We start from the raw sequence: 11,723 nt of genomic DNA on the forward strand, positions 1-11,723 counted from the left end.
TCACAACTGGGGGCGGACGCAGGTGTAGCCGTGGGCGCGGAGGAGCGGCAGGTAGCGGTCGACGGCGGCGACCGTCTGGTGGCGGGGGCCGCCGCCGTCGTGTTGGAGGACGATGGCGCCGGGGGTGGCCCGGTCGGTCACGGCGCGGACGATGCGGGCGGCGCCCGGACGGGTCCAGTCTCGGGTGTCCACGGACCAGCCCATCGGTTCCATGCCCAGGTCGGCGCAGACCTTGAGCGAGTGCGGGTGCCAGGCTCCGAAGGGGGCACGACACCAGCGGGGCGGGGTACCGACGACCCGGTCGATCAGTTCACTGGTGCGGCCCAGGTCGTCGCGTACGTCGGCCGGATGCATCCGGGTCAGGGATCGGTGGGCCCAGGAGTGGTTGCCCACCACGTGGCCGTCGGCCGCGATGGCGTTCAGCAGGCCGGGGAAGGCGGCGGCGTTCTCACCGACGACGAAAAAGGTGGCCTGTACGTCATGACGGCGCAGTACTTCGAGCAGCCGCGGAGTGTGCTCGGGGTGCGGTCCGTCGTCGAACGTGAGGGCCAGAACGCGCCCGCCTGCGGCTGCGGGAAGGGTTGATTCCGCCCGGGTGTGGACCGGGGGGTGGGCTGCCGGTTCGCCCATGGAGGTCTCGCCCGCGAGGGGGCGGAGGCGGTAGCTGTCGGGGGCTGCTCGGGCGAGGTGCGGTGCGCTGCCTGCTGTGCGCGTGCCCGTTCGCGAGCCCGTTCGCGAGCCCGTTCGCGTGCCTGTTTTCGTGCCGGGTTTCGTACCTGTCCGCGCGCCGGGTGCCGGGCCTCCGGGATCCGGCGCCCTGGCGGCACGGCCACCGCCCCCGGCGTCTTCGCCGGTGAGTGCGGTGAGGCCGACGCCCACGATGCCCGCCGTACCGACGCCGAGACCGACGCACAGCAGGGCCCTGCGCGAAACAATATGACTATCGGATCGCATGACCCCTGGTTAGCACCGGCACCAGGCGGACCCCGGGAGCCGCACGCGGCGATTCCCGGAGTCCCCTCGAACGGCCCAGCTGTCCCGCGCCGCCGTTCAGGCCGGCTCCGCCACCTCGTCGTCCTCCGGCTCGTCCGGCACCCGCAGGGCCGCGATCCACAGCGGCAGCAGTCGGTGCAGCGCCCAGACGACCAACCCGGTGGCAGCGAGCGGGACGGCGAGGTCGGCCAGGGAGGTGTCGGCGAGCCAGGCGACGTAGAAGCCGAGCAGCGCGGCCGTCATCACCCAGGAGTTGATCCGGTACGCCTTCGCGTGCACCTCGCCGCGCTCGGCCACCTGGCGCTCGTCCAGCACGCGTTTCCGCAGCTCCAGCAGCCCGCGGGTCATGGAGTTGAGGAAGCCGGTGAGCGGGATCCAGGCGAGCAGCGCGACCAGCAGCGCGACCAGGGGCCACGGTGATGCCCAGGCGTAGGCGCCCACCATGCCCGCCAGTCCGACCGCTGTCGTCACCACGTGTGCCACCACGATGCGGCGCCGCGCCCCGCTGGTGGCGTGATAGCGCTTGACGCGGGCGTCGTTCATCGTCTTGAGCAGCCATTTGTCGTAGGGCGTCGCAGGTGTGCGCGATGCGGGAGCGCTGACGCTCATGTGGTGGTCCTCCCCGTGGTGCGTTCGGTGGTGCCGGCTGTGTCCGGGGCGCTGCCCGTGCCGTACACCTCGTCCGTGAGCGGGCGGAACGGCTCCAGGGAGAACAGGGCCTCCACCGGCAGCCGGAAGTAGGCGGCGATGCGCAGCGCCAGGTCGAGGCTCGGGTTGTACTGCCCGCGTTCGATGTAGCCGATCGTCTGGTAGTGCGCGCCCACCGCTTCGGCCAGCACTTGGCGGGACACCTTCCGTTCCGCCCGAACGACCGCCAGCCTGTTGTGTACGTGCTCGCTCATGTATAAGAAGTACTACATCTGGGAGCACATCCGCAACACCGCCATGTCATACCGCCGACTGCCGAGAAGCTGTCCGCCGGTCACTGCACGACCAGCACCAACTTCCCCCGGACATGACCCCGTTCGCTCTCCCGCATCGCCTCGGCGGCCTCCGCGAGCGGGTAGAGACGGTGCACCGGCAGCCGCAGTCCGTCGGCGGCATGCAGCGCGGTCGCCTCGGCCAGCGCCCCCGCGAGGTCGAGGCTCTCGCCGCCCTCCGCGAAGCGCACCCCGTGCCGGGCGGCCTCGGCGGGATGCGTGATGGTGACGACCCGCTCGGTGCCGCCCGTCAGCTCGATGGACGCCTCGATGGCTCCCCCTCGCCCCGCGCCGTCGAGCGCCGCGTCCACCCCCTGCGGCGCGACGGCCCGCACCCGTTCGGCCAGCCCCTCCCCGTAGCTGACGGGAACGCCGCCCAACTCGCGGATGTAGGCGTGGTTGCGCTCGTCGGCGGTGCCGATCACCCGGATCCCGCGGGCCGCCGCCAGTTGGAGGGCGAGCGTGCCGACGCCCCCGGCCGCCGCGTGCACCAGCAGGGTCTCGCCCGGCTTGAGGTCCAGCAGCGCGAAGCAGCGCAGCGCCGTCTCCGCTGCGGAGGGCACCGCCGCGGCCTCGGCCCAGCCGAGTTGGTGCGGACGGCGGACCAGGTTGCCGGCCTCGGCCAGCGCGTGCCGGGCATAGCTGCCGGTCAGCGTCCAGCCGAACACCTCGTCGCCGACGGCCAGTTCACCGGCGTCCGGCCCGACCGCCTCGACGATCCCGGCCCCCTCCAGCCCGGGCACATGCGGCAGCGGCAGCGGGAACAGCTCCTGCATCTCCCCTCTGCGGATCTTGCAGTCCAGCGGATTGACCGCGGCTGTCCTCACAGCCAGGCGGACCTGGCCGGGCCCTGGCTCGGGCAGCTCGACCTCCCGCGGGGCGAGGACGTCGGCGGCGCCGAAGCGGTCGAAGGCCATGGCGTGGGTGGTGAATGGCATGCGGAAGGTGCTCCCTCGTCGTACGAAGAGTGGTGCACCGTCGGGCGGACGGCGCCGCACCACTGTGTGCCCGGCAGCGCCGCCGCCGGACCCGTCGTACGGCCGGTCGGCACCTCCCCCGACGACCAGGCACGCCCGCGCGGCACCGCCGTACGGTGGGCGGGTGGAACGCCGCTGGACGAGTACCGAGGACGCGCTGGCCCGGGTGACGGAGATCGTGGCCGCGCCGCTGCCTCAACTGTTGCAGCGCACCTCGCAGGTGCTGCGCGGGCTGGTACCGCACACCGCCGCGGCGCAGCTGAGCGAGGTGTGCGCGTACGCGCCGAGGCAGGCCGTCGGCACGGACAGCGCGCTTGCCGGCCGGATCACCGCAGGGGAACTGGGACAGTTCGCGGTCCAGGTGCCCGTCGGCACGCCCTGGCAGGGCGAGGCGGTGCTGGCCGGCGCGCCCCGTGCCGTGCTCGGCGTCGCCTCGGCCCCGCGCGGAAAGGGCGGCGCGCTGCTGGCCCTCACCGGCCTCGGCGCCGAACCGGCCCCCGTACCCGCCGACGTGCTCCGCACCGTCCAGCGCGTCTGGGACCTCGTGACCGTCTACACCTACCAGCTCAGCGCCGAGGCGTACCCGGAGCGCACCGCCGTCTCCCGTGCCGCGTCCGCAGCGCGGGCCACAGCCCTTGCGGAGCTGGCCGACGCCCACGGTGCGGCACTCACCGGCGTCCTCGCAGCGCTGCGGGCGCCCGCGCTCGACGACGCGGCAGCCCGTGCCACGGCCACCGAACTGGCCGTCGAAGCGCTGGCCGCCCTGCGGCGGGCGCCGTACTGGAACCGCGAGCTGAGCGAGGAGCCGGCTGACGACGCCTTCCACCGCGCGGCCCGCGAGCTGCGTCCGCTCTTCCGCCACCACACGGCGCGGCTGGTGCTGCGGGCGCCGGACGGTACGCGGTCCGTCCCGTCCGACGCGGCGCACACCGCACGCGCCGCCGTACGGGCCGCCACGCTGGCCCTGCTGGAGCAGGAGGGGGTGCGGCGGGTGCACGTGGGGTGGTGGCTGGAGAACGAGGAACTGCGGGCCGCCGTACGGGACGACGGCCCGGGGCGGCTGCGCGTCGAGGAGGCCGTCACCACGAACGTCACCGAACGCGTCGCGGCGCTCGGCGGCACCGTGCAGGTGGACGCGGTACCGGACTGGGGGACGACGGTCACGGTCACCCTCCCGCTGGCGCCCTCCACGCCGTCGCCCCGGCGCACTGCCGACGACGCTCCGCAGGGCCTGGACGCACTCCATCCGCGCGAGGTGCACGTACTGGAACACCTCGCCCTCGGGCGCCGCAACCGCGAGATCGCCGAAGCGCTCGGCATCAGCGAGTCGACGGTGAAGTTCCACGTCTCCAACATCCTGGCCAAGCTGGGCGTGACCACCCGGGGCGAGGCCGCCGCGCTGACCCGCACCTGGGGGCACTGAGCCGGGCGCCCCGCACCAGACGGCTCGGCCTCGCACCAGACGGCCCCGCCCCGCACCAGACGGCCCCGCTCCGCTTACGACAGCCGCCCGGGTAGTCTCGCCCGGTGTCTCTCCTCGGCCGGATACGCGGCGCCGTCCCACGGCGCGTTCTGTTGCTCATCGTGGGCGGCGTGCTGACGCTCGCCCTCGTCGCCGTTCTCGTGCCTCTGCTGGTACTCGACGAGGACGATGCGGAAGCGTGCCGTCAGGCGCCGGTTTCCGCCCGCGCGCAGGCCCGCGACCCCGAGCGGGCCGCGAAGGCGCTGGACCCTGGTCCGGGCATCACCCGTACGGGACCGCTCAAGCGTCTGCTGCACACCACCGGCGCCCCGCTGTGCGAGGGCGCGGACGGTACGGAGCTCGCGGGCCGCGCGCTCGTCGCGGCGACGACCGGCCGCACCGCAGACGACCAGCACAAGCCCGCCCGGCCGCACACCGAGCGGGCCGCCCGGGTCGCGCACGCTGCCGTGCTGCTGCTCAGCGAGGGCCGGAAGCAGTATCTGCCCGACTTCCCTCTCGGCCTGAACCCCTACCTCGCCCAGATGTTCGCCGCCTACATCCAGGACACCAGCAGATCGGTGGCGTACGGAGCACCCCACGACTGGCAGCACCCCACCGCCACCGACGAGGAAGCCGAATTCGGGGACGGCAGCGGCAACTGGGCCACGCCCTTCCCCCACGGGCACGACGTGCATGTCGCCTTCCCGGAGTACGAGAGGGCGCAGAAAGTGGTACGCCGGGTGGCCGCTTCGCCGCGCGCGTTCGCCATGCTGTACGACGCCGAACGGGCCCGGTTCGCCTGGTATCTGGAGCGGCTGACCGACGACGCGCAGGAGCCCGGCGACAAGCCCAAGGACGGCGTGCTGTCCACCGAGATGGAGCTCGGAGCGAGCGCCACCCTCGTCGCCGAACTCATGGCCGCCCGCACGTTCGCCGTCAAGGAAGGACTCGCGCCCCCTCTCGCCCAGTTCGACCGCGCGGTGCTGCGGCACACCCGCGGCCTCTACCACCCCGCCGACCACCAGGTACGGAGCCGGCCCTCGGCCGCCACCCTCGCGCAGCGCCGCCCCGACGCGTCGGCGGGCAGCGGCAAGCGGGCCGTCCAACGGCTGATGGACGGCAGGGTTCAGCTCTTCGCGGTGTTCGACGCGTGGGCGCGGGAGCGCGGCGTACCCCCGGGCCGGGCCGAACGCCTCCGCATCCGGATGGACACGCGGTACGCCAACTCCCTCAACCTGCCGTAGCCCGGCGCCGGATCAGTCCGCGGCGGGCAGCCGAAGCTTCGTGCAGCCGCGCTTCGCGCTCTCCTTCTCGGCGAAGGACGCGAGCACCGCCCGCATGGCATCGCGGTCCAGCTGCTTGCGGCTCAGCGTCTGCTGTCCGTCCGACTCGTCGTCCGGGCGGCTGACGGCGAGCTGGAAGCCCGCCGGCCGGCCGCCGCACCGCGCCGTGGCCCAGCCGTTGTCGTCGGTGAGCCACGGCCGGGTCCGCGACTCGTCCGTGCGCATGCCGCTGCGTCCGGCCTGGCCGAACATCACCCGCTGCGACCACTCCCCGTACAGGCCGTAGAGCGTGATCACCGGGCTGTGCGATTCGCCGTCCTCGTCGCTGCCGGACGGCCGCACCACACAACTGGTCATCGGGGCCCGGCCCTTGGGGATCCGCAGGTCGACGGACCAGCCCGCGCCCTTGAAGGGGCCGCGGGCGAGCGCCGCACACGTCGTGCCCGCCGCGCGCCCGGTCGGTACGCCCTTGGGCTCGGCCTTCTCGGTGTCCTTCGCCGGGACGGGCAGCGGGTCGGTGTCGCAACCGAGCTTTTCGGCCGCCTTGTTGGCGACCGCCGCGCCCGCACGGACCAACTGGTGCGGCTCGGAGCGGTATCCGGCCAGCACATCGACCAGGAGCCGCCCCGGGTGCCCGGCGGCGTCCTTGCCGCGCCCGGGGCACTCGGGCATCAGCGTCACACCGGCCAGCCGCGACTCGAAGCCCGGCAGCCCGCCGGGGAGCGCCGCGGCCGGGAGTACTCCGTCGTCCCGGAACTCGCGGACCAGCTCGCTGTCGATGTCGTCCCGACGGCTGTAGACGCGGACTTCGAGGATCCGCTCGCCTTCCTCGTTCGCCACCTCGCAGCTGTAGCGCCCGAGCCCGCTGTCGGTCTCGCTTTCGGACGTGGACAGATGCGCGTCGGCGTGGGTCGTGAGGGCACGCAGGGTGTCCACGCTGCCGTCGGGCAGCGCTCCGTCGCAGGCGCCCGACGCGATCACCTTGTCCTTGACCGTGGGTGTGACGCCCCACCCCACACCACCGAGCACCAGCACGCCGAGGCCGCACCATACGGCGATCCTCGTACGGCGGCGACGCCGGTCCGCGCGCTCCTGGAGGGCGCGCCACCGCTCACGTCGCTCGTCCTCGGTCTCGTCCCGCTGTTGTTGCTCCTCCGCACCCGACACCCCGGCACCGTATCCCAGCCCGGCTCACGGTCCGAACACACGTGTGCCCCGCGACTCCTGGAGAGGCTCCAGGAGTCGCGGGGCACACGGCGGACTGCTCAGCGCGAGCTCAACGCGGGCTCACTCCCACTCGATGGTCCCCGGCGGCTTGCTGGTGACGTCCAGCGTGACGCGGTTGACCTCGGCGACCTCGTTGGTGATCCGCGTCGAGATGCGGGCCAGCACGTCGTAGGGCAGCCGCGACCAGTCGGCCGTCATGGCGTCCTCCGACGAGACCGGACGCAGCACCACCGGGTGACCGTAGGTGCGGGCGTCGCCCTGGACGCCGACGCTGCGGACCTCCGCGAGCAGCACCACCGGGCACTGCCAGATGTCCCGGTCCAGACCCGCGGCCGTCAACTCCTCGCGGGCGATGGCGTCCGCCTCCCGCAGCAGGTCCAGCCGCTCGCGGGTGACCTCGCCGACGATACGGATGCCCAGGCCCGGGCCCGGGAACGGCTGCCGCTGGACGATCTCGTCCGGCAGCCCGAGCTCCTGCCCGACCATCCGCACCTCGTCCTTGAACAGCTTGCGCAGCGGCTCCACCAGCTCGAACTCGAGGTCCTCGGGGAGGCCGCCCACATTGTGGTGCGACTTGATGTTGGCCGCGCCCGTGCCGCCGCCGGACTCCACCACGTCCGGGTAGAGCGTGCCCTGGACCAGGAACGCCACCGGCTCGTCGCTGGGCGCCTCGGCGACGATCTCCGCCTGCGCCTGCTCGAAGACCCGGATGAACTCCCGGCCGATGATCTTGCGCTTCTGCTCCGGGTCGGAGACCCCGGCCAGCGCGTCGATGAAGCGGTCGGCGGCGTCCACGACCTTCAGCTGGACGCCCGTCGCCGCGACGAAGTCCTTCTCGACCTGCTCGGTCTCGCCCTTGCGCATCAGTCCGTGATCGACGTACACGCAGGTCAGCTGGTCACCGATGGCCCGCTGGACCAGCGCTGCGGCCACCGCCGAGTCCACGCCGCCGGACAGCCCGCAGATGGCGCGCCTGCTGCCGACCTGGGCGCGGATCGCCGTCACCTGCTCGTCGACGATGCTCTCCGTGGTCCACGACGGGGACAACCCCGCACCGCGGTACAGGAAGTGCTCCAGCACCTGCTGGCCGTAGGTGGAGTGCATCACCTCGGGGTGGTGCTGGATGCCGTACAGCCTCCGCCCGTCGTCCTCGAACGCCGCCACCGGGACCAGGTCCGTGGACGCCGTGACGGTGAAGCCCTCCGGCGCCGCCGAGCAGGCGTCACCGTGCGACATCCACACCTGCTGCTCGCCCGGGGTGCCCTCGAACAGCGTCGAGGACGCCTTGGCGACGGTCAGCTGGGTACGGCCGTACTCCCGGCTGCCGGTGTTGTCGACCGTGCCGCCCAGCGTCGTCGCCATCAGCTGGAAGCCGTAGCAGATGCCCAGGACGGGGACGCCCGCCTCGAAGAGCTCGCGCTCGATCGAGGGCGCACCCTCCGCGTACACGGACGAGGGGCCGCCGGAGAGGATGATCGCCTTCGGGTCCTTGGCGAGCATCTCGGCGGCCGGCATGGTCGACGGCACGATCTCGCTGTACACCCGCGCCTCGCGCACGCGGCGCGCGATGAGCTGGGCGTACTGCGCGCCGAAGTCGACGACGAGAACGGTGTCCGGAACAGTGCTCTCGGACGGGTTGGAAGCCACGAAGCTGATGCCTTTCGGCGGTGAGCGGGGGTTCACCACCGATGATAACGGTGCCCCTGGGTGGCCGAACCTGCCGCTGGAGGGGTGGCATACTGGGCGCATGCTCATACAGAACACGTGGTTTAGCTATGGCACCGGCCCGGCCGGCTGCCATGGTCGTCGTTCTGTGTGAGAGAAGCCACATACGAACTTCCCCCAGGCGCCCCGGGCCGGTCAGGCCCGGGGCGCCTGTGTGTGTCCGCCCGGGCCGCCGCAACCCGCGGGCTCCGTGAGCCGAGGAGCACACAGCAGATGAGTACGACGAGCACCAGCACCAGCACCGAGGCGGCGCCCGCGCCGGAGGCGTTGATCGCCGCCGAGCGCGCCCGTATCGACGCGCTCGACGCCCGGCTGATCGCACTCGTACGCGACCGTATGGAGATCTCCGAGACCATCCAGCAGACCCGGATCGAGTCGGGCGGGCGGCGGGTGCATCTGTCCCGCGAGATGCAGATCCTCGACCACTACAGCGCCGAGCTCGGAGCCCCGGGCCGCGAGCTGGCCCGCACACTGCTGCGGCTGTGCCGGGGGCACTAGGCCGGTGGGGCTGCGCCCCGTCAGGGGCGCGGGGAACGGCGCGACCAGCCACAACCGGGCCGCAGCCCGCGAACGACGGGCAGGGGCAACCCATGCCCGGCACCGCAAAGGGGCCCTCACCCGTACGGCGCGTGACCGCCCCGAAGGGGCTTCGTTGGACCCGGTGTCCCTGATCTCCGCCGGGCGCCCGGCGGCGAGCGGGGCGGCGTCACCGGAGCGATGAGACACCCGTCCTCCCCGGGAGGGGAGACGCCGGGTGTCGTGGGACCTCGCTCCGGTGCTGTGACCGGACGGCAGGGGACAGCAGCCCGGTCACGACAGCGGCCGGTCCCGGGGACGCTCTGGGCCGGCCGCTCCGCGGCTCTCCAACCCTTTGCGGTCCTCCAGGTGCGGCGCACCGGCCCCGGGGTCTTTGCCAGAACCTGAAACTCCCTCTCCGTCGAAATGGTTGCGCGGGGCGCGGCGTATCCACCACGATGCAGAGAGTCGACGAGCAAACCACCTGACCACAAGGCCAGTTGGTGGACCGTGGCAGAGTTCTGCCATTGGTTCGACCAATCCGGCGGCGCTTCCCCCCGGCGCCGCCCTCAGCACAGGCGCTGCCCTGACGCCGGTGCTGACCCGAGGGCCCCGCGGCTGCCGCCACCCACCCGGTCGGCGCCCGGGGCCCTTCGTCACGCCCTCTCCTCCTCCGACACGGGCGCCCTCTCGTCCGCCTGCACCGTCGCCCGCTCGCCGTCCGATTCCGCCGCCCTCGCCCGCTCGCCGTGCGACACCGCCACGACCGGTAGCCGCAGCGCCCCGAAGGCCCGTTCAGGCACCGCGGGCCGGGCCGGAGCGACGGGCTTCAGCCGCTGGTAGCCCGCGTCCTGTGCAGGGCGCGGGTCCTCCTCGCCGTTGTTCGGCCAGAACGACATGGCGCGCTCGGCCTGCGCTGTGATGGTGAGGGACGGATTGACGCCGAGGTTGGCGGAGACCGCGGAGCCGTCGACGACGGAGATGCCGGGGTGTCCGTACAGCCGGTGGTAGGGGTCGATGACACCGCGTTCGGGGCTGTCGCCGATGGGGCAGCCGCCGAGGAAGTGGGCGGTGAGGGGGGTGCCCATCAGCTCGCCGACATTGGTGCCCGGGAAGCCGTTGATCTCCTCGGCGAGCGCGCTCGCGGCCTCGGCGCTCTCGGGGATGTGCACGGGGTTGGGCGCACCGTGTCCCTGCCGTGCGGTGAGCATGCCCTTGCCGAGGCCCTTGTCCTTCCGGTAGGTGGTCAGCGAGTTGTCGAGGGTCTGCATGACCAGCCCGATGATGATGCGCTCCGACCACTTGCGTGCGGACAGCGAGCGCACGAAGAGCGCCGGGTGGCGCAGGCAGGTGACGACATGGGCGAGCGCGCGCGGCAGCAGGGTGTTCTGCCGTACCTGGAGCGTGGTCAGGGCGCTCATGGAGTTGGAACCCTTGCCGTAGCGCACGGGCTCGATATGGGTGTTGGCGTCGGGGTGTACCGAGGAGGTGATGGCGACGCCCTTGGTGAAGTCGAGCTCGGCGTCCTTGCCCCATTTGTTGCGGTATCGGCGCGGCACCGTCTGCGCGCCGACCAGCGCTTCGGAGTTGGTGCGGGTCAGCTCGCCCAGCCGCGGCGAGAGCCGTGGGAGGGTGCCGGCGTCCTTCACGCGGTGCAGCAGCTTCTGGGTGCCGTAGGTGCCGGCGGCCAGTACGACGCGGCGGGCGCGCAGGATGCGGGGCTTCCCGCGCCGCTTGTCGGTGCGGACGGTCAGCACTTCGTAGCCTTCCGCGTCGGTGCCCGGGGTGCGCTCCCGGAGGCCGACGACGGTGGTCAGGGGGCGGATCTCGGCGCCGGCCCGCTCGGCGAGGTGCAAATAGTTCTCGTTGAGCGTGTTCTTGGCGCCCCTGCGGCAGCCGGTCATGCACTCGCCGCACTCCACACAGGCGGTGCGCTCGGGGCCCGCGCCGCCGAAGTACGGGTCGGGGACGCTCTCGCCCGCGGCTGCCCGTACCGTGCCGTCGGCGTCCTCGCCGTCGCCGAAGAAGACGCCCACGGGTGCGAGGTGGAAGGTGTCGCCGTAGCCCAGCCGGTCGGCTGCGGCCTTCAGGTGGACGTCGGAGGGGGTGGTGGTGGGGTTGAGGCGGACGCCGAGCATGCGCTTGGCCTGGTCGTAGTAGGGCGCGAGTTCGGCCTGCCAGTCGGTGATGTGACCCCACTGGCGGTCCTCGAAGAACTGCTTGGGGGGCACGTAGAGGGTGTTGGCGTAGTTCAGCGAGCCGCCGCCCACCCCGGCGCCTGCCAGGATCATGACATTGGCGAGCAGATGGATGCGCTGGATGCCGTAGAGGCCGAGCGAGGGCGCCCACAGGAAGTTCTTCAGGTCCCAGGAGTTCTTGGGCAACTCCTCGCGGGTGAAGCGCCGCCCGGCCTCCAGTACGCACACCCGGTAGCCCTTCTCGGCCAGCCGCAGCGCCGAGACCGCGCCGCCGAAGCCGGAGCCGACGACGAGGACGTCGTAGTCGAAACGTTCTTGGGACACGAATACCTCCGGTTCTGCGGGGTGACGCCAACGGGTAT

General features: G+C 72.5%; 10 protein-coding genes. 3 read left to right on the top strand and 7 right to left on the bottom strand.

The features are described from left to right. The 4 genes from ACTWP9_RS02035 to ACTWP9_RS02050 all read right to left on the bottom strand — a co-directional run bounded on the left by ACTWP9_RS02035 (position 1) and on the right by ACTWP9_RS02050 (position 2,911). A complete protein-coding gene (locus ACTWP9_RS02035) occupies positions 1 to 630 on the bottom strand; it encodes a polysaccharide deacetylase family protein (RefSeq protein ID WP_443244175.1) in 630 nt (209 codons plus the stop codon). A gap of 420 nt (positions 631 to 1,050) precedes the next feature. After that, complete coding sequence (locus ACTWP9_RS02040; protein ID WP_443244176.1) at positions 1,051 to 1,602, bottom strand: hypothetical protein; 552 nt, start codon at positions 1,600 to 1,602, stop codon at positions 1,051 to 1,053. Further along, positions 1,599 to 1,895: a helix-turn-helix transcriptional regulator gene (locus ACTWP9_RS02045; RefSeq protein WP_443244177.1), complete on the bottom strand. Its 297-nt coding sequence runs from the start codon at positions 1,893 to 1,895 to the stop codon at positions 1,599 to 1,601. The genes ACTWP9_RS02040 and ACTWP9_RS02045 overlap by 4 nt, the downstream gene beginning before the upstream one ends. Positions 1,896 to 1,975: 80 nt before the next feature. After that, a complete protein-coding gene (locus ACTWP9_RS02050; RefSeq protein ID WP_443244178.1) occupies positions 1,976 to 2,911 on the bottom strand; it encodes an NADP-dependent oxidoreductase in 936 nt (311 codons plus the stop codon). Positions 2,912 to 3,074: 163 nt separating this feature from the next. On the opposite strand from ACTWP9_RS02050, the gene ACTWP9_RS02055 reads away from it, so the two are divergent. Both ACTWP9_RS02055 and ACTWP9_RS02060 read left to right on the top strand, forming a co-directional pair. Then, positions 3,075 to 4,373: a LuxR C-terminal-related transcriptional regulator gene (locus ACTWP9_RS02055; protein ID WP_443244179.1), complete on the top strand. Its 1,299-nt coding sequence runs from the start codon at positions 3,075 to 3,077 to the stop codon at positions 4,371 to 4,373. A 104-nt stretch (positions 4,374 to 4,477) separates the two neighbouring features. Beyond that, the gene (locus ACTWP9_RS02060; RefSeq protein WP_443244180.1) at positions 4,478 to 5,656 is read left to right on the top strand and encodes a hypothetical protein; all 1,179 of its coding nucleotides are present in this window, start codon (positions 4,478 to 4,480) and stop codon (positions 5,654 to 5,656) included. A 12-nt stretch (positions 5,657 to 5,668) separates the two neighbouring features. Here ACTWP9_RS02060 and ACTWP9_RS02065 read toward each other — a convergent pair whose 3' ends face one another. Together ACTWP9_RS02065 and guaA are read right to left on the bottom strand one after the other, a co-directional pair. Further along, positions 5,669 to 6,862, bottom strand: coding sequence for a hypothetical protein (locus ACTWP9_RS02065; RefSeq protein ID WP_443244181.1), 1,194 nt, complete (start codon positions 6,860 to 6,862; stop codon positions 5,669 to 5,671). A gap of 120 nt (positions 6,863 to 6,982) precedes the next feature. Next, positions 6,983 to 8,569, bottom strand: coding sequence for a glutamine-hydrolyzing GMP synthase (gene guaA, locus ACTWP9_RS02070; RefSeq protein WP_443244182.1), 1,587 nt, complete (start codon positions 8,567 to 8,569; stop codon positions 6,983 to 6,985). Positions 8,570 to 8,803: 234 nt separating this feature from the next. Here guaA and ACTWP9_RS02075 point away from each other — a divergent pair, with 234 nt between their 5' ends. Then, positions 8,804 to 9,145, top strand: a complete 342-nt coding sequence (locus ACTWP9_RS02075; RefSeq protein WP_443244183.1) for a chorismate mutase — start codon at positions 8,804 to 8,806, stop codon at positions 9,143 to 9,145. A 674-nt stretch (positions 9,146 to 9,819) separates the two neighbouring features. Here the strand turns inward: ACTWP9_RS02075 and ACTWP9_RS02080 are convergent. Continuing rightward, entirely contained in the window at positions 9,820 to 11,685 is a 1,866-nt protein-coding gene (locus ACTWP9_RS02080; protein WP_443244184.1) for a GMC oxidoreductase, read from the bottom strand. Between the last annotated feature and the right edge of the window lie 38 nt (positions 11,686 to 11,723).

The organism is Streptomyces sp. 3N207 (assembly GCF_052246355.1).
In the GTDB taxonomy this organism is placed as follows: Bacteria; Actinomycetota; Actinomycetes; order Streptomycetales; family Streptomycetaceae; genus Streptomyces.